Annotated in this window: 20 protein-coding genes and 1 pseudogene; 9 read left to right on the top strand and 12 right to left on the bottom strand. The window is 70.4% G+C overall.

Annotated elements, in window-relative coordinates; translation table 11 throughout:
• Positions 1-101: 101 nt before the first annotated feature.
• Positions 102-1,574, top strand: a complete 1,473-nt coding sequence (locus OG844_RS08530) for an NCS2 family permease (RefSeq protein WP_406389246.1) — start codon at positions 102-104, stop codon at positions 1,572-1,574.
• Between the two features lie 42 nt (positions 1,575-1,616).
• Here the strand turns inward: OG844_RS08530 and OG844_RS08525 are convergent, their stop codons facing one another.
• The 3 genes from OG844_RS08525 to OG844_RS08515 form a co-directional block, all read right to left on the bottom strand.
• Complete coding sequence (locus OG844_RS08525) at positions 1,617-3,068, bottom strand: peptidoglycan D,D-transpeptidase FtsI family protein (protein ID WP_406389245.1); 1,452 nt, start codon at positions 3,066-3,068, stop codon at positions 1,617-1,619.
• A gap of 92 nt (positions 3,069-3,160) precedes the next feature.
• Entirely contained in the window at positions 3,161-3,634 is a 474-nt protein-coding gene (locus OG844_RS08520) for a GNAT family N-acetyltransferase (protein WP_406389243.1), read from the bottom strand.
• Positions 3,635-3,638: 4 nt separating this feature from the next.
• Positions 3,639-4,409, bottom strand: a complete 771-nt coding sequence (locus tag OG844_RS08515) for an IclR family transcriptional regulator (RefSeq protein WP_406389242.1) — start codon at positions 4,407-4,409, stop codon at positions 3,639-3,641.
• Positions 4,410-4,574: 165 nt separating this feature from the next.
• Between OG844_RS08515 and OG844_RS08510 the strand changes: the two genes are divergently transcribed.
• The 3 genes from OG844_RS08510 (at position 4,575) to OG844_RS08500 (ending at position 8,313) form a co-directional block, all read left to right on the top strand.
• On the top strand, positions 4,575-6,095 hold the full coding sequence (locus tag OG844_RS08510) for an aldehyde dehydrogenase (NADP(+)) (RefSeq protein ID WP_406389241.1): 1,521 nt from the start codon (positions 4,575-4,577) through the stop codon (positions 6,093-6,095).
• Positions 6,092-6,697, top strand: a complete 606-nt coding sequence (locus OG844_RS08505) for a DUF1349 domain-containing protein (protein ID WP_406389239.1) — start codon at positions 6,092-6,094, stop codon at positions 6,695-6,697. Before OG844_RS08510 ends, OG844_RS08505 begins: the two co-directional genes overlap by 4 nt.
• Positions 6,698-7,338: 641 nt before the next feature.
• Positions 7,339-8,313: a polysaccharide lyase family 1 protein gene (locus OG844_RS08500; RefSeq protein ID WP_406389238.1), complete on the top strand. Its 975-nt coding sequence runs from the start codon at positions 7,339-7,341 to the stop codon at positions 8,311-8,313.
• 52 nt (positions 8,314-8,365) lie between these two features.
• On the opposite strand, the gene OG844_RS08495 is transcribed toward OG844_RS08500, so the two are convergent.
• Both OG844_RS08495 and OG844_RS08490 read right to left on the bottom strand, forming a co-directional pair.
• Positions 8,366-8,572, bottom strand: coding sequence for a DUF397 domain-containing protein (locus tag OG844_RS08495; protein ID WP_406389237.1), 207 nt, complete (start codon positions 8,570-8,572; stop codon positions 8,366-8,368).
• A pseudogene (locus tag OG844_RS08490) lies at positions 8,569-9,428 on the bottom strand (Scr1 family TA system antitoxin-like transcriptional regulator). The gene OG844_RS08495 and the pseudogene OG844_RS08490 overlap by 4 nt, the downstream one beginning before the upstream one ends.
• Positions 9,429-9,586: 158 nt before the next feature.
• Here OG844_RS08490 and OG844_RS08485 point away from each other — a divergent pair.
• Positions 9,587-9,988 (top strand): ATP-binding protein, encoded by a 402-nt coding sequence (locus tag OG844_RS08485; RefSeq protein ID WP_406389236.1) that lies wholly within the window; start codon positions 9,587-9,589, stop codon positions 9,986-9,988.
• Here OG844_RS08485 and OG844_RS08480 read toward each other — a convergent pair.
• Positions 9,981-10,391 (bottom strand): SgcJ/EcaC family oxidoreductase, encoded by a 411-nt coding sequence (locus OG844_RS08480; protein ID WP_406389235.1) that lies wholly within the window; start codon positions 10,389-10,391, stop codon positions 9,981-9,983. The two genes, OG844_RS08485 and OG844_RS08480, sit on opposite strands and share 8 nt — an antisense overlap.
• 95 nt (positions 10,392-10,486) lie before the next feature.
• Between OG844_RS08480 and cpt the strand changes: the two genes are divergently transcribed.
• On the top strand, positions 10,487-11,020 hold the full coding sequence (cpt, locus tag OG844_RS08475; protein ID WP_406389234.1) for a chloramphenicol phosphotransferase CPT: 534 nt from the start codon (positions 10,487-10,489) through the stop codon (positions 11,018-11,020).
• Between the two features lie 30 nt (positions 11,021-11,050).
• Here cpt and OG844_RS08470 read toward each other — a convergent pair whose 3' ends face one another.
• Positions 11,051-11,329 carry a DUF664 domain-containing protein gene (locus OG844_RS08470; RefSeq protein WP_406389233.1) on the bottom strand — a complete coding sequence of 93 codons (279 nt, stop codon included), beginning with the start codon at positions 11,327-11,329 and terminating at the stop codon, positions 11,051-11,053.
• 353 nt (positions 11,330-11,682) lie between these two features.
• On the opposite strand from OG844_RS08470, the gene OG844_RS08465 reads away from it, so the two are divergent.
• Positions 11,683-12,414, top strand: coding sequence for a DsbA family oxidoreductase (locus OG844_RS08465; protein ID WP_406389231.1), 732 nt, complete (start codon positions 11,683-11,685; stop codon positions 12,412-12,414).
• A 69-nt stretch (positions 12,415-12,483) separates the two neighbouring features.
• Positions 12,484-13,545: an aminotransferase class V-fold PLP-dependent enzyme gene (locus tag OG844_RS08460; protein WP_406389230.1), complete on the top strand. Its 1,062-nt coding sequence runs from the start codon at positions 12,484-12,486 to the stop codon at positions 13,543-13,545.
• A gap of 19 nt (positions 13,546-13,564) precedes the next feature.
• On the opposite strand, the gene OG844_RS08455 is transcribed toward OG844_RS08460, so the two are convergent.
• A complete protein-coding gene (locus tag OG844_RS08455; RefSeq protein WP_406389229.1) occupies positions 13,565-14,071 on the bottom strand; it encodes a MarR family winged helix-turn-helix transcriptional regulator in 507 nt (168 codons plus the stop codon).
• Between the two features lie 168 nt (positions 14,072-14,239).
• On the opposite strand from OG844_RS08455, the gene OG844_RS08450 reads away from it, so the two are divergent.
• On the top strand, positions 14,240-15,310 hold the full coding sequence (locus OG844_RS08450; protein ID WP_406389227.1) for an alkene reductase: 1,071 nt from the start codon (positions 14,240-14,242) through the stop codon (positions 15,308-15,310).
• 102 nt (positions 15,311-15,412) lie between these two features.
• Here the strand turns inward: OG844_RS08450 and OG844_RS08445 are convergent, their stop codons facing one another.
• From OG844_RS08445 to OG844_RS08430, 4 genes are read right to left on the bottom strand one after another with little or no spacing between them, the layout of a single operon-like run.
• Entirely contained in the window at positions 15,413-16,447 is a 1,035-nt protein-coding gene (locus OG844_RS08445; RefSeq protein WP_406389226.1) for a LacI family DNA-binding transcriptional regulator, read from the bottom strand.
• Between the two features lie 42 nt (positions 16,448-16,489).
• Positions 16,490-17,347 carry a carbohydrate ABC transporter permease gene (locus OG844_RS08440; protein ID WP_406389225.1) on the bottom strand — a complete coding sequence of 286 codons (858 nt, stop codon included), beginning with the start codon at positions 17,345-17,347 and terminating at the stop codon, positions 16,490-16,492.
• The gene (locus tag OG844_RS08435; protein ID WP_406389224.1) at positions 17,344-18,270 is read right to left on the bottom strand and encodes a carbohydrate ABC transporter permease; all 927 of its coding nucleotides are present in this window, start codon (positions 18,268-18,270) and stop codon (positions 17,344-17,346) included. The genes OG844_RS08440 and OG844_RS08435 overlap by 4 nt, the downstream gene beginning before the upstream one ends.
• Positions 18,267-19,583 carry an ABC transporter substrate-binding protein gene (locus OG844_RS08430; RefSeq protein WP_406389222.1) on the bottom strand — a complete coding sequence of 439 codons (1,317 nt, stop codon included), beginning with the start codon at positions 19,581-19,583 and terminating at the stop codon, positions 18,267-18,269. Before OG844_RS08430 ends, OG844_RS08435 begins: the two co-directional genes overlap by 4 nt.
• Positions 19,584-19,687: the final 104 nt, after the last annotated feature.

Raw genomic sequence — 19,687 nt, 5'->3', positions numbered from 1 at the left:
GGCTATCGGCGTATCCCACCAGGGCGTTGACCCCTCCATGCCGTGCCGTGCGCTTGGGGGTGTGCACTCCTCGCGCCCATCCGTAGACAACAGGAGAAACCATGCAGACCAGCGCGACCGGCAAGGCGGATTCCGCCAGAACGCCTGCCGCAGGGCCAGGGCCAGGATCAGGATCAGGATCGGCCGTGGATCGCTACTTCCGCATCACGGAGCGCGGTTCGACGTACGGAAGGGAGATACGCGGCGGGTTCGCCACGTTCTTCACGATGGCGTACATTCTCGTGCTCAATCCGATCATCCTGGGCAGCGCCAAGGACAAGTTCGGCGACCAGCTCGATCCGGTCCAACTCGTCACGGCCACGGCTCTGGTGGCCGCCGTGATGACAGTGATCATGGGTGTGGGCGGCAATCTGCCGCTGGCTCTGGCTGCCGGGCTCGGACTCAACGCAGTCGTCGCCTTCCAGATCGCGCCTCTCATGAGCTGGGACGACGCGATGGGTCTCATCGTGCTCGAGGGCCTGCTGATCTGCGTTCTCGTCCTGACGGGTCTGCGAGAGGCGGTGATGCACGCCATTCCGCAGCCGCTCAAGCAAGCCATCAGCGTCGGCATCGGCCTGTTCATCGCCTTCATCGGCTTCGTCGACGCCGGATTCGTCACACGCATCCCGGATGTCGCCCAGACCACCGTGCCGGTCCAGCTCGGCACCGGCACGCTGAGCGGCTGGCCCATGCTGGTCTTCTGCGCCGGGCTGCTCCTGACGATCGTGCTGCTCGCCCGCAAGGTCAAGGGTGCGATCCTCATCAGCATCCTCCTGATGACCGTGGTCGCCATTGCGGTCAACGAGTTCGCCGAGGTCAAGTCCTGGGGCCTGACCGTGCCCCAGATGCCGGACGAGATCGTCGCCTCGCCGGACTTCGGGCTCCTCGGCAACTTCGACCTGTTCGGCTCCTTCGGTCAGGTGAGCGTGCTGACCGTGGTGCTCCTGGTCTTCACCCTGATCCTGTCGGACTTCTTCGACACGATGGGCACCGTCGTCGGCGTCACGGCCGAGGCCGGACTGCTCGACGAGCGCGGCCAGGTCCCGGGCCTCGGCCGGGTCCTGCTCATCGACGGCGCGGCTGCCGTCGCGGGTGGCGCGGCGTCCGCTTCCTCCGCCACGACCTACATCGAGTCGGCCGCGGGCGTCGGCGAGGGCGCACGCACCGGGTTCGCCAACATGGTCACCGGCGGCCTGTTCGCGCTCGCCCTGTTCCTCACCCCGGTCCTGACCATCGTGCCGATGCAGGCCGCGGCGCCTGCGCTGATCGCGGTCGGCTTCCTGATGATGACCCAGGTCAAGCACATCGACTGGGACCGCTTCGAGCTGGCCATCCCGGCCTTCCTGACCATCGCCGTGATGCCGTTCACGTACTCCATCACCAATGGCATCGGCGCCGGCTTCGTCGCGTACGTCGTCATCAAGGCGTTCCTCGGCAAGGCGCGCGAGGTGCACTGGCTGCTGTGGGGCACCTCGGCGCTGTTCGCGGTGTACTTCGCCATCGACCCGATCGAGCAGCTGCTCGGGGTGAAGTAGCGGGCACGGTGGGTTCCGGCCGCTGCCGGAACCCACCGTGCGTCAGCCCTTGAGCGCCGCCTTCGTCATCTTCTGCGCGATCGGCGCCGCCAGACCGTTGCCGCTGACCTCCGAGCGGGCCGCCCCCGAGTCCTCGACGACCACCGCGACCGCGACCTGCTTGCCGGTGGAGTCGTCCTTCGCGTACGAGGTGAACCAGGCGTACGGGGTGTTGCTGTTGTCCACGCCGTTCTGCGCCGTGCCCGTCTTGCCGCCCACCTCCGCGCCGTCGATCCGGGCGTTGGTGCCCGTGCCCTCCTCCACGACGGTGACCATCGCACTGCGCAGCTGCTCGGCCGTGGACTCCGACACGACCCGCTCGGTGTCGCCGTCCTCGAACTCCTGCAGCGCGGAGCCGCCGGCGTCGGTCACCTCGGAGACCATGTGCGGCGCGGCCAGCTCACCGCCGTTCGCGAGGGCCGCCGAGACCATGGCCATCTGCATCGGGGTCGCCGTCACCTCGAACTGGCCGATACCGGTCAGCGCGGTCTGCGCCTCGTCCATGCCCGTCGGGTACACGCTCTCGGCGGCCCGCACCGGCACGTCCAGCTTCCCGGTGTCGAACCCGAACGCGTCCGCCATCGCCTTCAGCTCGTCCTGCCCGAGGTCGGCGGCCGCCTTCGCGAAGACGTTGTTGCAGGAGTACTGGAGCGCGGTGCGCAGCGTGGCGTTCTCGCAGGGGGCGGAGGGGTTCTCGTTCGACAGGACCGTCGTCGTGCCCGGCAGGGTGTACGGGTCGGGGCTGTCCGTCGGCTCGTCGACCGAGTCGTACAGACCGTTGTCCAGGGCCGCCGAGGCCACCACCAGCTTGAAGGTCGAGCCGGGCGGGAGCGGCTGCCGCAGCGCCCGGTTGACCAGGGGCTTGCTCCTGTCGTCGAGCAGCTTCTGCCATGCGTCCCCGTCGGTCGTCCCGCTGATGGCGGACGGGTCGTACGACGGCGAGGACACCATGCCGAGGATCCGGCCGGTCTCCGGATCCATCGCGACGGCTGCGCCCCGGTCGTCCCCGAGCGCCTCGAAGGCCGCCTTCTGGACGTCCGGGTCGATGGTCGTCAGAACCTGCCCCGGGGCTGACTGCTCGCCCGTGAGCACCGCGGCGGGATCCTTCAGCCGGTTGTCGGTGCCGTCGAGCACATCGCTGTAGATGCCTTCGAGCTGCGTGGCGCCGTAGGCCTGTGAGCTGTAGCCCGTGACCGACGCGTACAGCTCGCCCCGGGTGTAGGTCCGCTTGTGGCGGAGATCGCCGCCCGTGGTCTCCTTCGAACCGGTGACCGGGGAACCGGCCACGATGATGTCACCGAGCGGCTGCGCGTACCGCGCGATCGTGTTCCGCCGGTTGTGTTCGTCGTCCGCGAGCGCCCGGGCCTCGTACGCCTGCACCCAGGTCGCCCGCACCAGCAGGGCGAGGACCATGAGCAGACAGAAGACCGAAGCGCGCCTGATTGTCTTGTTCATCCCGCTGGAGGACGAGCGGGGGAGCCCGGGACGTTCCCGTTCGTGTCCCTTCTCACCGTTTTCTCAGCTGCCGTGCCATCGGCCCAGGTGTGTCAGGCGTCCAGGCGCAGGAGCACCTCGTCGGTCTCCTCGCCCCTCGCCTCCGCATAGCCCCGGTCCGTGCCGGTCAGGGTGAACCCGCACTTCTGCAGCACCCGCACCGAACCGGTGTTGTCGGCCGCGGCACGCGCGTGCAGCGGACGCTCGGGCACGGCGTCGAGCATGGCCCGCAGCGCGGCGGTCGCCAGCCCCCGGCCCCACTGCGCCCTGTCCAGCCAGTAGGTCACCTCACGCTCGGCAGGCGGCCCGTACACCCCCACGCTGCCGACCACCACGTCATCCGCGAGCACCGTGCGTATGATCACCGTGTCCGAGGCGCGGATGCGCTGCCAGTGGGCGTCGAACATGGCACGGTCGGAGGGGTCGGCGCTGGTGAAGGCCGCCATCCGGGTCGCTTCCGGGTCGCTCATGAACGCGAAGAACAGGGGCAGGTCGCCGTCCCGCACCTCGCGCAGTTCGATGCGCACGGTGTCAGAGCCTCCGGGTCGCCAGGGTCAGCCGGTCGCGGGCGTCGAACAGGGCGTCCTTGACCATCTGTTCGTGCGCGGGCGTGAGCCGGGCGACCGGCACCGAGCAGCTGATCGCGTCGCGCGCCGGGGTGCGGTACGGGATCGCGACCCCGAAGCAGCGCAGTCCCAGCGTGTTCTCCTCGCGGTCCACCGAGTACCCCTGCTCGCGGATGAGGTGCAGTTCCTCGATCAGCTTCTCGCGGTCGGTGAGGGTGTGCTCCGTCAGCGCGGGCAGCGTCTCGGGCAGCATCTTGCGGACCTGCTCGTCGCTGTGGGTGGCCAGCAGCGCCTTGCCGAGCGAGGTGGAGTGGGCGGGCAGCCGGCGGCCGACGCGGGTGAACGGGCGCAGATAGTGCTGGGACTGCCGGGTGGCGAGGTACACCACGTTCGTCCCGTCCAGACGGGCCAGGTGGATGGTCTCCGTGGTGTCGTCGGAGAGCCGGTCCAGGGTGGGACGGGCGGCCGCGACCACCTCGTCACCGTCGATGTACGAGGTGCCGACGAGCAGGGCACGCACCCCGATCCCGTACCGCGTGCCCGTCGCGTCGGTCTCGACCCAGCCCAGCTCCACCAGCGTGCGGAGCAGCATGTAGAGGCTGGACTTGGGGTACCCGACGGCCTCCTGCACGGCGGCCAGTGAGTGCATACCGGGGCGCCCCGCGAAGTATTCGAGGAGCTCCACCGTCCGTACCGCTGACTTGACCTGTGTCCCACCGGACTCGGCAACCGACATCGCCCTATGCCCCTTCCAGCCATCTTGTACAACCTGCGCAACGCTGCGACTTCTTGCCAACACGGAACGCCCGGAAATAGAGTCCCCTGCATATTCACGATCAGGAACTCTGTTCAGAATACCGAACAACTCCTGATGTGTGGCAGTGGACCGGAAGGAAACACGGTGGCAGCAGCACCAGTCTGGAGTGTCGACCCCCGAACCGGGAACCCGCGTGAGCAGGTTGCGGTGGAGGCTACAGCGGAGGAGGTCGACCGCGCGGTCAGGGCCGCGCATGCCGTGCGCGACACGCTGGCCGACCGCACGGTGCGCGCCGCGTTCCTGCGTACCGCGGCCGATCTGCTCGCCGGTGCGGGGGAGCACGTCATCGAGGCCGCCGACGCGGAGACCGCGCTCGGCCCGGCCCGGCTCACCGGCGAACTCGCCCGCACGGCAGCCCAGTTGCGGGCCTTCGCGGAGGTCGTCGAGGAGGGTTCCTTCCTCGACATCCACATCGACCACGAGGACGGCAGCAGGACCCCGCCCTGGCCGGACCTGCGCCGCTACAAGATCCCGCTCGGCGTCGTCGCCGTCTACGCGGCCAGCAACTTCCCGCTCGCCTTCTCCGTCCCCGGCGGCGACACCGCGAGCGCGCTCGCCGCGGGCTGCCCGGTCGTCGTCAAGGCGCACCCCGACCACCCGGCCACCTCCGAACTCTGCGCCTCGCTCCTGCGCAGGGCCGCCGCGCAGAACGGCCTGCCCGAAGACGTGGTGACCGTGGTGCACGGCTTCGACGCGGGCGTCGAGCTGGTCAAGCACCCCCTCGTCACCGCCGCCGGGTTCACGGGCTCGATCCGTGGCGGCAGGGCACTCTTCGACGCCGCGGCGGCCCGGCCCACCCCGATCCCCTTCCACGGCGAGCTCGGCTCCCTCAACCCCGTCGTCATCACCGCGGCCGCCGCCGCGGAGCGCGGCGAGCAGCTCGGTGCCGGGCTCGGCGGCTCCATGACCATGGGCGCGGGACAGTTCTGCACCAAGCCCGGCTTCGTCTTCGCCCCGTCCGGCGAGGCCGGTGACCGACTGCTGAAGTCCCTCACCGAGACGGTCAGCGACACCGGTGCGGGCGTCATGCTCGACCACCGCATGCGGGACGCCTTCGTCGCGGGAGTGGCCGAGAGGGCGGCACTCGCGGACGTGGAGGCCCCCGTCACCCCCGGCGCGGGCAGCGAGCACACCGTCTCTGCGGGCTTCCTGACCGTCCCCGCACAGCGGCTGGCCGCCGAAGGGCCGCACGACGCGCTGCTGGAGGAGTGCTTCGGCCCGGTCACCGTCGTCGCACGCTACGACTCCGAGGACGAGATCACCGCCGTCCTCTCCCGCCTCCCCGGCAACCTCACGGCCACCCTCCAGATCGCCACCGAGGAGGCCGACGGAAGCGCCGCCGGTCTGCTCGCGGCGCTCACCCCGCTGGCCGGACGCGTCCTGGTCAACGGCTGGCCGACCGGGGTCGCCGTCGCCCCGGCCCAGCACCACGGCGGCCCGTACCCGGCCACCACCTCCACCTCGACCTCGGTCGGCGCGACGGCGATCGAGCGCTGGCTGCGCCCGGTCAGCTACCAGTCGACGCCCGAGGCGCTGCTCCCTCCGGAGCTGCGCGAGGACAACCCGCAGGGCCTGCCCCGCCGGGTCGACGGGCGCCGCGCATGACCGTGCACCTCCCCGAAGTGCCCTTTCCGCTGGAGCCGTTCGGCCCGGAGGGGTCCTGGGGGTACGAGGACGGCGTGCTGACCGGCCGGGCGGGCGCCCAGCAGGACCGCTTCGTCCCGCCGGGCGGCGACGCCCTGGAACCCGCCTCCGACGCCCCGCGCCTGCTGGGTGCCGTGCCGGAGGGAGACTTCCGGCTGGCCGCCCGGGTGAAGGTCGGCTTCGCGGGGGCGTTCGACGCGGGCGTGCTCTATCTGCACGCCGGCGAACGGGAGTGGGCGAAGCTCTGCTTCGAGCTGTCCCCGGAGCGCCCCACCATCTGCACGGTCGTCACCCGAGGCCACTCCGACGACGCCAACTCCTTCGTCGTGGACGGTGACACCGTCTGGCTGCGGCTCAGCCGCACCGGCAAGGCGTTCGCCTTCCACGCCTCCGAGGACGGCGAGAAGTGGACCTTCGTGCGCGTCTTCGCCCTCGGGGCGGAGCGTGCCCCGGTACTGGCCGGCTTCCTCGCCCAGGCGCCCACGGGCGAGGGCTGCGAGGTGGCCTTCGACCGGATCGCGTACCGGCCCGGCGGCCTCGGCGACCTGCGCGACGGCAGCTGACGACCGGCGGCGCCCACCCCCCGGCCCCGGCCGGGGGGTGGGCCCCGTTGTCCACAGCGTGAGCCAGAGGTAGCCCACGAGGCCGACGGGCGTCAGGACGCACAGCAGCCCCGTCACCAGGAACACGACGGACGGGACCCCCATCGCCCTTGCCTGCTGGGCACGCATGCGGCGAAGCACGTGAAGCCCAGCGCACCCATGGCCGATCCCCCTGTTGTTCCCGCCCGCGCGCCTGCCCGTCCGCCTGTGTCGTGGAGGAACCGTACGCAGAACCGCTCCGGGCAGGTGCGGTCGGGCCACTACGGTGCGATGAACGCCGGAGTCAGGTGGGCGGGGGCCGACAGGGCGCGGTGCGCCGCGGGCTGCTCCAGCAGCGCCTCACGGGAGGCGGGGGCGCGTCCGGGTCACGCTCGCCGGCGTCGACCGCCGGGTTGCCCAACTGGACGGCATGCACCAGTGCGTCGCCGGTGACGACGACGTCCCGGCCGCCCGGCTGCCGCAGACGGCGGCAGCCGACGGTGTCACATATCCAAGTCCAGTTCCACGTACGTGAATTAATCGTCCCGACCCGGCAACCTGAGCGCCACCTGCGGCGACCCATGAGTGCACCCCGTACTCAGTCGTACCGAGAAAGGGCCCCCATGCGCACCCCTCTCCGCAGCCGCCGAAGCCGTATCACGGCACTGGCCGCCGCCTCCGCCGTCGCGGCGCTCACCGTCGCGGTGCTCCCCCACTCCGCAGGTGCCGCCGAGTCCAGCCCCGTGGGCTTCGGCGCGGGTACCACCGGCGGTGGCAGCGCCGCCGCGGTGACCGTCAGCAGCCTCGCCGCGTTCAAGTCGGCCGTCACCGGCGACACCGCCAAGACGGTCAAGGTGAGCGGGCTCATCTCACTCAGCGGCCAGGTCGACATCGGCTCCAACACCACCGTGCTCGGCGTCGGTTCGTCCTCCGGATTCACCGGCGGTGGCCTGCGCCTCAAGAGCGAGTCGAACATCGTCATCCGCAACCTGAACATCAGCAAGCCGCTCGCCCCCTCCGACGGCATCACCGTCCAGAACTCCACCAAGGTCTGGATCGACCACAACTCCTTCTTCGCGGACCGCGACCACGACAAGGACTACTACGACGGCCTGCTGGACATCACGCACGCGTCCGACAACGTCACCGTGTCCTGGAACACCTTCAAGAACCACTTCAAGGGCAGCCTCGTCGGCCACAGCGACAGCAACGAGAGCGAGGACAAGGGCCATCTGCGCGTGACGTACCACCACAACCACTTCCAGAACATCTTCTCCCGCATCCCGAGCCTCCGCTTCGGCACGGGCCACTTCTACGACAACTACGTCGAAGGCGCGGACACCGCCGTGCACTCCCGCATGGGCGCGCAGATGCTGGTCGAGAACAACGTCTTCCGCAACACGAAGATCGCCATCACGACCAGCCGCAGCAGCGACGAGGACGGCTATGTCGTCCAGCGGGGCAACGACCTCGGCGGCGCGGCCACGGAGATCTCGCAGACGGGCTCGTTCACCACGCCGCCGTACTCGTACACGGCCGAGCCCGCCTCGTCCGTCGCGGCCTCGGTGACCGGTGGCGCGGGCGCCGGCAAGATCTGACCCGCGACGGATGAGCGAGGGGTGCGCGGCCCGGACGCGGGCGGCGCACCCCTCAGCGGTCGGCCGCGAATCGCAGGAAACGGGCCCAGTGGGCGGGGGAGACGGTCAGGTGGGGGCGGGTGACGTCCTTCGAGTCACGTACGAGGACGACGGGTCCGCCGGAGGCGACCTCGACGCACGCTCCCCCTTCGTTGGAGCTGTAGGTGCTCTTGGTCCACGTGAGGGATGCCGTCATGTCCACAGCGCCGTTGTCACTCATGCCGCTCCCAGCAACTCCATGATGACAGCGAGGGATTCGGGCGGGTTGAGTGCCTGTGCCCTGATGCTGCCGTAGCGTGCGGCCAGGATACGGACTTCGTCCGGATCGGTGACCAGACGGCTGATGTTCTGAATCTCCAGGTACGCGACCTGGGCTCGCCCCTTGGGCGTCAGAAGAATGAACGGCCCACCCATACCGGCATGCTGCTCCCGGTCGGTCGGCATGACCTGAAGCTCCAGGCTTCTCAGCCGGCCCAGTTCGAGCAGCTTCTCCAGTTGCGCCGTGTGCACTGCGGAACCGCCGATCGGCCGACGCAGCACGGCCTCCTCGATGATGCATGTCAGGATCGCCGCAGGCCATCGCGTCAGGAGCTCCTGACGAACCATGCGCGACGCGACCCGTAGTTCGATGGTCGCATCGTCCAGCAGCGGCTTGCGCATCGCGAACAGGGCACGCGCGTGGTCCTCGGTCTGCAGAAGGCCGGGCACGACATGGCTGCCGTACTCGTGGACCTCCACCGCATCCGCCTCCAGCCGCGCATAGTCCCTGAACCACGCCGGATGCTTCACCCGCGCCCGGGCCTTCGCCCGGGCGACGTCCTCCGTTGCGGCCCGCAGCAGCCCGCCCGCATCCAGCGCGTCGTCCGCGCAGCGTCCAGGAACTCCGGCTGCGGCGTCCTGCGTCCGCCCTCCAGCGAGCGGACCAGGTCCTCGCTGTAGCCGAGCCGCTCACCGAGTTCCCGCTGGGTGAGCCCCGCCCGTTCACGGAGCAGCCTGACCTGGCGGCCGATCACCCGGAACAGGTCCGTCGCACCCTCCGAGTCGTCGTTCTCCCCGATCGCGTCCGTCAGCCCCATCGCCGGCCCCGTTCGTCCCGCGTGCCGCACGGCGGACGACCGGTACCGATCACCACCCGCACCGGTACACGCACGCTGCGTACCGTAGTCACTCCTGGTCAGCGTACGGTCACCCGGCCACGCTGAGTGGCGTGAAGAGCGAATCCGTACACACAGGCATGCGCCGACCGGTAACACCCGCACCACAGTTCACGCAGCTGCTGAGCGCCACCCGGCGGGGTGCGCGCCTCGCCCGGCTGCTCGCCGTGGAGCAGCTCGCCGCCTGGGGGTGGCCGCGCGGCGGCGAACCCATCGACGCGGCCGCGCTCGTCGTCGCCGAACTGGCGGCCAACGCCGTGCGGCACGGGCGGCTGGAGGGGCGGGGTTTCCGGCTCGGGCTCGTACTCCTGCCGGGTGCGCGGTTGCGCATCGAGGTCACGGACCCGCGTGGTGAACGGGCCCTGGCCCCGTCCGGCGGGGGGTGCGGGCTGGTCATCGTCGACGCGCTCGCTGTGGACTGGGGCGTGAGGCCGTTCCCGCCCTCGGGGAAGACGGTCTGGGCGGAGATCGGAATCAGGTGACGACCACGGTGTTCTGGCAGGCGGTCAGCAGCCAACGGCCGTCGTCCTGCTTGGAGATGACGTAGAGCGGTGCGCCCTCGCTCTCCTCGCCCAAGGCCAGGTAGCGCTGACGGACCTTGACCGCCGCGACGTCGGGGCGGATGAACAGGACGTGGGCGACCTCGTAGGTGACCCTGCCGTCCCAGTTCGAGGCGGGGAGCACCTCGCGGGTGAATTCCGAGATGGCGTCGCGGCCGACGAGGACCTTGCCGTGGGCGGTCGTCCAGATCGCGTCCGGGTGGAAGAGGCCGAGGAACTCCTCGGGGTCCTTGGCCTGCTGGGAGTGCTCGACGGTGGCGACGAGCCGGCTGATCGCTTCGAGGTCAGCCGCGCGGGACGTGGATTGCGTAGTCATGGGAGACATCGTCGGACCTCAAGTCTGATTGAGGTCAAGGGGAGATCGTCACAGGGGCGGGAAAATCGCTTCGGGCGCCGAGGGGTTGCCTCTACCGTGCCCGGATGGCCACTCAGGTGATTGTGTTGAACGGCGGGTCCAGCTCGGGCAAGTCCGGGATCGTCCGGTGTCTGCAGGCGGTACTGCGGGATCCGTGGCTCGCCGCGGCGGTCGACTCGCTGATCGAGGCGATGCCCGCGTCCATGCAGACATCCGACGCGGGAATCGAGTTCGCCGCGGACGGCGGGGTGACTGTCGGCGCGCAGTTCCGGGAGCTGGAGGCGGCGTGGATGGAGGGGGTGGCCGCGATGGCCCGTGCGGGCGCCCGGATCATCGTCGACGACGTCTTCCTCGGCGGAGCGGCGTCCCAGGAGCGGTGGCGGAAGGCCCTGGGCGGACTGGACGTGCTGTGGGTCGGCGTCAGGTGCGAGGGTGAGGTCGCCGCGGCCCGCGAGGTCGCCCGCGGGGACCGTGCCCAGGGGATGGCCGCCCTGCAGGCGGAGACGGTCCACCGGGGCGTGGTCTACGACCTCGAGGTCGACACCACGCACACGGAGTCCCTGGACTGTGCGCGGGTTGTCGCCGCGCGGGCCGGGTGACCGCAACGCCACCGGGATCGCGCGGCGCCGTCACCGGACCCGGCGGGCCGTGCTGCTCGCACCGTCGAGCGACTCACGGATGATGTCCGCGTGCCCCGTGTGCTGGGCCGTCTCCTGGAGGAGGTGCAGCGGGATCCGGCGCACCGGCCAGTGGTGCACGACGCCCGGCTCCCAGGGTGCCTCCGGCAGGTGTACCTCCGTGGCAGGGTCCGCCTTCGAGACGGCCTCGTCGGTGGCGCGCGCGGCCTCCTCGTAGGCGGTGCGCAGACCGGCGGTCGTCGCGCCTTCCGGTGCCAGGTACTGGGTCATGTCCCCATGCCGTCCGGGGGCCGGCCGGGGGTGTCGGTCAGGATGTGCGTCCAGACCCGCTCGCCATGGGTGAGGTGGTTGAGGATGCCTCCGAGCGCCAGCTCGCTCACGGTGGACGCTCCGCGACCTGCGTGTCCGTGATGTCCTGCACGGTGATGAGGAGGAGTCGCCGCGCATCGTGCAGAGCGGTCAGGACGCCCTCGGTCTCAGGTGTCATGCGGACAGGCCAGGAAGCCATCAGGTCAGGTTCCGGCCCCATGGGCACCTGGGAATCAGCCGTCGCCCTTGAACGTTGAACGGGCGGCGGAGGGTGGCTCCGCACCCGTACGGCAGAGCTGGAGAGAAGAAGAGTCATGCGCGTCGAGATCTGGAGCGACATCGCCTGCCCCTGGTGCTACATCGGGAAGGCGCGCTTCGAGAAGGGCCTGGCCGAGTTCGCCCACCGTGACGAGGTCGAGGTGGTGCACCGCTCCTTCGAGCTCGACCCCGGGCGTGCGAAGGGCGACACCGACAAGGTGATCGACATGCTGGCGCAGAAGTACGGGCGCACCCTCGAGGAGGCCCGCGGCATGGAGGCCAATGTCGCGGCGAACGCGCAGTCCGAAGGGCTCGGCTACCGCTCCGAGGGGCGTGACCACGGCAGCACCTTCGACATCCACCGGCTGCTGCACCTGGCCAAGGCGCGCGGTCGCCAGGACGAGCTGCTGAGCCTCGCCTACCGGGCGAACTTCGCCGAGGAGCGCTCGGTCTTCGACGACGCGGTACTTGCCGACCTCGCCGAGGAGGCGGGACTCGACCGGGAGGAGGCCCTGGCGGTGCTGGCCGACCCCGCGGCGTACGCCGACGAGGTGCGGGCCGATGAGCGCGAGGCGGCCGAGTTGGGCGCGAACGCGGTGCCGTTCTTCGTGTTCGACCGGCGCTACGGAATCTCCGGCGGCCAGCCCTCCGAGGTCTTCGTCCAGGCCCTGGAGCGGGCGTGGAAGGACCGTCCGGTCAGCGCGCTCACCACCCTCGGCGACGCCGAGGCCTGCGACGCGGACGGGGCCTGCGAGGTCCCCCAGGGCGCCTCCGACCGCCACGCATAAGCACTTCTTGGGTCCGCCCCTCAACTCTTCGTGATTGACGAGGGGTTGAGGGGAAGACAGGCTGGACACATGGAGACGTCTACGATTCACCAGGTCACAGCCGCCGAGTTCGCACCGGAGACCACCTACCTCAACACGTCCAGCTGCGGTCTGCTGCCCCGCCGGACCGTCGAGGCGGTCAAGGAACTGGCCGACGACAACGCCACGGGCCGCCGGGCCGGTGCGGGCAGCTTCGAGTCGGTGGACGCCGCACGGGCCGGCTTCGCCCGGCTCGCCGGTGTCGGTCCCGACCGGGTAGCCACCGGCGGCTCCGTCGCCGCCCATGTGGGGCTCGTCGCGGCCTCGCTGGCGCCGGGCTCCGAGGTCCTCGCCCCGGAGGGCGAGTTCAGCTCGGTCGTCAGCCCGTTCGCCGTCCGCGGTGATCTGAAGATGCGGTACGTCCCGCTGGAGGAGCTCGCCGAGTCCGTACGGCCGGAGACCGCGCTCGTCGCCTTCTCCGCCGTCCAGTCCGCCGACGGCAGGGTCGCCGACCTGGACGCGGTCCGGGCGGCAGCCACCGCGCACGGCGCGCGGACCCTCCTCGACGCCAGCCAGTCCGCGGGCTGGCTGCCGCTGGACGCCGGGGCCTACGACTACACGGTCACCGGAGGCTTCAAGTTCCTGCTCTGCCCCCGGGGCGCGTCGTTCCTGACCGTGACCGAGGAGGCGCAGGAGACGATTCCCGTGCTGTACGCGGGCTGGGTCTCCGCCGAGGACCGCTGGAACAGCACGTACGGGCCGGTCGAGCAACTGGCCGTCACCGCACGGCGCTTCGACGAACCGGCCGCCTTCCTCGCGTACCACGGCGCCGAGCACTCCCTGGAGCTGCTCGCGGAGGTCGGGGTCGACGCGCTGTACGCCCATGCCACCGGGCTCGCCGCACTCTTCCGGGACGGGCTGGCCGGGATCGGGCACGAGGCGGTACCGGGGGAGTCGGCGATCGTCGCCGTGCCGGGACTCGGCGGCCGCCTGGACGAGCTGACGCGGGCGGGGGTCATGGTCTCGGACCGGGCGGGGAACCTGCGGGCGGCGTTCCACCTGTACAACACCGAGGCCGACGTGGACCGTGCGCTGGACGTGCTCTCGGGCTGAAGCGGCCCGGCCGAACCGGTCACTCCGTGCCGGGGCACCCCTCGGTCTCCCGGCAGAGGTTCGCCTCGACCTTGGCCAGGAGCCTGGCCAGCTCGGTACGCTCCGCCGGGTCCAGCCCCGCCAGTGTGTGCTCCTCCAGGCTGGACCAGGCGTCGCGCACGGAGGTGTGGAGCCCGCAGCTGTCCGCGGTGGCCTCGACCAGGACGGCCCGCCGGTCGTCGGGGTCGGGGCAGCGGCGCACATGCCCGGCCTGGTCGAGCCGCTGGAGCATCTTGGTGACGGTGGACGGGTCGAGGTCCACGGCCTTGATGAGCTCCGACTGGCGGACCGCCCCGCCGTCCCACAGGTGCATCATCAGGAGTTCCTGGCCGGGATAGAGGCCGAGCCCCTTGAGCAGCCTGCCCGCCGCGATGCGGTGCAGCCTGGCGATGCGCGAAACGGCATGGCTGACGGGGCCGCCGCGGGCGGCGCTGGGCAGCGCCTCGGCACAGACGGGATCTGCGGGGGCCGTGCTGTCGGCCTTCATCGGGACTCCTCGGGGCGGTGGTGCTGCCCGGTCGTTTCCGCTGCCGGGTCCGCGACGTCGCCTGGTCCATGACGTCTCCATGAACTTTACCTTGGCCGACCAACTAATGGGTTACAGTGCGGCGGAGATAATTACTTGGCCGACCATGTAAATTTCACGGGAGCTTCCATGACCACCGTGTTCGACCCCATCGACCTCTCCGGAACACAGCTCGCCAACCGCATCGCGCTCGCCCCGATGACCCGCAGCCGGGCCGGTCACGGCGGTACGGCCACCGATCTCGTCGTCGAGTACTACACCCAGCGGGCTTCGGCCGGACTGATCATCACCGAGGGCATCCAGCCGTCGGTGGTGGGACAGGGCTACCCCGCGACCCCCGGACTGCACAGTGCCGAGCAGGTCGCCTCGTGGCGCAGGGTCACCGACTCCGTCCACGAGGCCGGCGGGCGCATCTTCGCCCAGATCATGCACGCGGGCCGGATCGGCCACCCCGTACTGCTGCCGGACGGACTCACCCCGGTCGCCCCCTCCCCGGTCGCGGCGCCCGGCCAGGTCTACACGCAGGTGGGCCCGAAGGACTTCGTCGAGCCGCGCGAGCTGACCGACGCCGAGATCCGGGCGACCGTCGGGGACTTCGCCACGGCCGCCCGCAACGCCGTCGACGCGGGCTTCGACGGGGTCGAGCTGCACGGCGCCAACGGCTACCTGATCCACCAGTTCCTCGCACCGAACACCAACCTGCGCACCGACGAGTGGGGCGGCTCAGAGCAGGCCCGCATCCGGTTCGCCGTCGAGGTGACCAAAGCCGTCGTCGCCGAGATCGGCGGGGAGCGCACCGGGCTGCGCATCTCGCCCGGAAACCCGTACAACGGCATCGAGGAGCCCGCTCCCGACGCCGTCTACACCGCGCTCGTCGCGGAGCTCGAACCGCTCGGGCTCGCCTATCTGCACATCCTGGAGGAGGCCGAGATCCGTGAGCTGACACTCGCGCTGCGCAAGCAGTTCTCCGGAACGGTGGTCCTCAACGTCTTCACCGACGGGCCGACCGGACCGGAGCACCACACGGTGATCGACGACGGGATCGCGGACCTCATCTCCTACGGCGCGCTCTTCCTCGCCAACCCGGACCTGCCGGCCCGCCTGAAGGCCGGCGGGCCGTTCAACACTCCGGACCCGTCGACGTTCTTCGGCGGCGGGGCGAAGGGCTACACCGACTACCCGGCGCTGCAGGACCGGTAACCGGCCTGCTGTCACACCGCGTGCTCCGGCCCCCTGACGGGCTTCGGCCCGCCAGGGGCGACGCGTGTGATCACCGAGAGGTGCGGGGCCCGCCCGACGACATCACGCCGAGTCCCGGCGGACCAGTTCGGTGGGCAGGATCACCGCCGCCGGGTCCTCCCCGCCGATCTGCGCCAGCAGCACCCGTACCATCTCGGAGCTGATCCGGTCCCACGGCTGACGGACCGTCGTCAGAGCGGGACGGGCCGCGAGCGCCGCGGGCGAGTCGTCGAAACCGCCGACCGCGATGTCCTGCGGCACCCGTCGGCCCGCCTGCTCCATGGCGGTCAGCACCCCCTGCGCCATCAGGTCGGACGCCACGAACACCGCGTCGATGTCCGGTGCGCGCTCCAGCAGGAGCGATGCCGCGGCCTGACCGCCCGCACGGCTGTAGTCGCCCGGCACGACCAGCGCCTCGTCGAAGGGCAGCCCGCACTCGGCGAGCGTCTCGCGGTAACCCGCCAGCCGCTCCACGCCGCCGGGGGTGTCCAGCGGGCCGGTGACCGTGGCGATCCGGCGGCGCCCGGACTCGTGCAGGAACCGCACCATGTCCCGTGCGCCGTCCCGGTCGGCCGCCGCCACGTAGCTGACCTTCGATCCCTGCCCGAGCGGCTTCCCGCAGGCGACCAGCGGCACGCCCGCCTCGTGCAGCTGGGCGGCGACCGGGTCGCCCGAGTGGCTGGACACCAGCAGCACCCCGTCGACGTGCCCGGCGATGTACCGCATGTTCCGGCGGCGCTCCGCCTCCGTACCCGCGATCATCAGCAGCAGCGGGATGTCGTGCGCGGCGAGCGCCGTGGTGCAGCCGCGCAGCAGGACGTTGAAGTTCGGGTCCTCGAAGAACCGCTCCTGCGGTTCGGTCAGCAGGAACGCCACGGAGTCGGAACGGCCGGTGATCAGCGACCGGGCGTGCCGGTTCACGGTGTACCCGGTCTTGTGTATGGCGGAGTTGACCGCGTCGAGCGCGGCGGGGCTGACGTTGTGGCCGCCGTTGAGCACGCGGGAGACCGTGCCCCGGGATACTCCGGCCTCCCGTGCGACATCGTGGATCGTCGGCGGCCGGCGCCGTCCCGCGCCGTTCTGTTCTGTGCGGCTCATGGTGCATGATCTTTCATCAAGGGGAGCCCTGTTGAGGAGCTGTCAGGACTTTACGGCGCCGGAGAGCAGGTCGAGGCTCCAGAACCGCTGGATCACGAGGAACAGGGCGATGAGCGGGATGATCGCCAGCAGGGCGCCCGTGATGACCAGCGTGTACAGCGCCGGGGTGCTCGAACCCTGCTGGAGCAGGGTGTAGAGCCCCAGGGTCACCGGGAACTTCTCGTCGTCACCGAGCATGATGTACGGGAGCAGGAAGTTGTTCCAGACAGCCACGAACTGGAACAGGAACACCGTCACCAGTCCCGGCAGCATCATCGGCAGCGCGATGGTCCGGAAGATCCGCCACTCGCCGCCGCCGTCCATGCGCCCGGCCTCGATCACATCGGCCGGCACGGCCGCCGCGGCGTAGATCCGGGCCAGGTAGACGCCGTACGGGGAGAGGATCACCGGCAGCAGCACCGACAGGTAGGAGTCGGTCATGTCCGCCTTGGCCAGCAGCAGGTACTGCGGTACGGCGAGGATCACCGGCGGCATCAGCACCCCGGCCAGCAGGATGTTGAAGACGGTCTCCTTCCCGCGGAAGCGGTACACGGCCAGCGCGTACCCCGAGACCGCGGACACCGCCGTGGACAGCAGGGCGCCCACCCCGGCGTAGAAGGCCGAGTTGGCCATCCACTTCCAGTACACGCCGTCCCGGTACGCCGTCAGGTCGGCGACGTTGTCGGAGAAGCCGGAGCCGGGCAGGAAGGTGAAGGTGGAGAACAGCTCGCTGCCGGACTTGGTCGAGGCGACCAGGACCCAGACGACGGGCAGCAGGCAGTACAGCGCGCCGAAGAGCAGCGCGGCCGTCGGGACGAGCGGAAAACGGCGGGGGCCGGTGGCAAGGGACTGCGTACTCATCGGGAGTCTCCCTGCTTCGTACGGGAGTTGGCCGCCTTGAGGAAGCCGAAGGACAGGGCCAGCGTGGCCAGGGCGATGATGACCGCCTGCGCCGCCGCCGCGTAGATGTCGTTGTTGACGAAGGCGTCCTGGTAGACCTTCATCAGCGGACTCCAGGTGGTGGAGAGCGAGTTGGTCAGCGGCTTCAGCGTGGTGGGCTCGCTGAACACCTGGAGCGTCGCGATGATCGAGAAGAAGAAGGTCAGGATCAGCGAGGGCGCCACCATCGGGATCTTGATCCGCAGCGCGATCTGCAGCTGCGAGCAGCCGTCGAGGCGCGCGGCCTCGAAGATCTCGACGGGGATCGCCCGCAGCGACGTGTAGATCACGATCATGTTGAATCCGGTGCCGCCCCACACCGCGATGTTGGCCAGGGAGAGGTACAGCGGGCCGCCGTCCAGGAGGTCCGGCTGCGGCAGCCCCGCCTTGTCGAGCAGGTAGAGGAAGGGGCTGACGTCGGGCAGGTACAGGAAGCCCCACATCAGCGCGGCGATGACACCAGGGATCGCGTACGGCAGGAAGATCGCCAGCCGGGTGAAGCCGCGCAGCCGGACCCGTTCGGTGTCCAGCAGCAGGGCGAACAGCAGGGCCAGCCCGAGCATCACGGGGACGACGATCGCGCCGTACCCGAGGATGCGCAGCGCTCCGTGCAGCAGCTCCGAGTCGGAGAGCGCGTCGGTGTAGTTGGCCGGTCCCGCCCAGATCTCGTCCCTGGCGCCCTTGCCCAGGCCGAGCCCCTTGACCTCGGTCCTGCGGAAACTCAGGTAGAGCGCGTACCCGATGGGCAGGGCGAAGAAGAGGAGGAAGAGGACGGTCGCGGGTATCAGGAAGGCGTACGGGGCGCTCTTGACCCCGTACGGCCTCCTGCGGGGTGCGCGTGTCACTCGGAGACTCCGAAGCCCTGCTTCTTGAGGTCGGCGACGGTGGCGTCCTGCATCGCGGTCAGCGCGGGACCGAAGTCCGACTTGTTCTTGGCGGCCTGCGCGAAGTTGTCCTTGAAGGCGGTGTACGCGACGTTGACGTTCGGCCCCCACGCGGCGGGCGCGGTGCCCTGGGCGATCCTGGCGGCCTCGGTGTAGAAGTCGGGCTGGTTGGAGAAGTAGTCCGGGGCCTGGGCGAGCGCCCCACCGGTCTGGGCGGCCGTCGCGGCGGGGTAGATGCCGCTCTCCTTGACGAGGGCGGCGAGCGCGGCCGGGTCCGTGTTCAGCCACTTCGCGAACGTGGCCGCGGCCTTCTTGTTCTTGGAGTCATTGGTGACCGCGGTGGAGGAGCCGCCCCAGCTGCCGGTGACGTTCTCGCCGGCCGTCCACTGGGGGAGCGGGGCCATCGCCCACTTGCCCTTCGTCTCCGGCGCCGCCGTGGTCAGGGTGCCCGGCGCCCAGACGGCGCTGACCCAGGCCACCTGCTTGCCGGTGTTGAGCGCCTTGTTCCAGGCCGGGGTGTACATCGGCTGGTTGTCGATGGCGCCCTCCTTGACGAGGCCGCCCCAGAAGTCGGCGACCTTCTGCGTGGCGGGGTCGTCGATCGCGACCTTCCACTTGTCGCCGCCGGTGGTCCACCACTGGGCGCCGGCCTGCTGGGCGAGGCCCGCGAAGAGGCCCGAGTCGTTGGAGGAGAAGGTCGTGAGGTCCTTGTCCGGCGCCTTCTTCTTCAGCGCGCGGGCGGTCTCGGCGAACTCGTCCCAGGTGGTCGGCACGGTCAGGCCGTACTGCTTGAAGAGGTCCTGGCGGTAGTAGAACATCAGCGGGCCCGAGTCCTGCGGCAGGGCGTACAGGGCGTCGGAGCCCAGGGTCGTCTGCTGCCAGACCCCGTCCGCGAAGGCGCTCTTCGCGTCGCCCGCCTCCTTGGATATGTCGGCGAGGACGTCGTTGGAGACCAGGGTGGGGAGGGCCTGGTACTCGGCCTGGACCAGGTCGGGGGCCTTGTGCGCCTTCGCCGCGGTGATGATCTTGGTGACGAGGTCGTCGCCCGACGCCTGCTTCTTCACCGTGACCGTGATGCCGGCTTCCTTGCCCGGTCCCTTGTTCCAGATGTCCGCGACCTTGTCCAGGCCGGGGGCCCAGGCCCAGTAGGTCAGCGAGGCGGGCCCGGAGGCGGCCGGCTCGTCGCCCCCGTCGTCCGAGGAGCCGCAGCCCGAGAGCAGGGCGCCGGCGGCGAGTGCGGCTGCGGTGGTCACCGCGACGGAGCGGTATTTCATGGGTTTCTCCCCTGACGAGACGGGCGGGCGCATCGGCGGACCGGCCGATCGGACGCTGTGAGCGTTCACAGTAGAGAAACGAAACCGACACTTGTCAATGGTTG

This window comes from Streptomyces sp. NBC_00887 (assembly GCF_045207585.1).
This window is presented reverse-complemented; position numbering and strand designations above follow the sequence as displayed.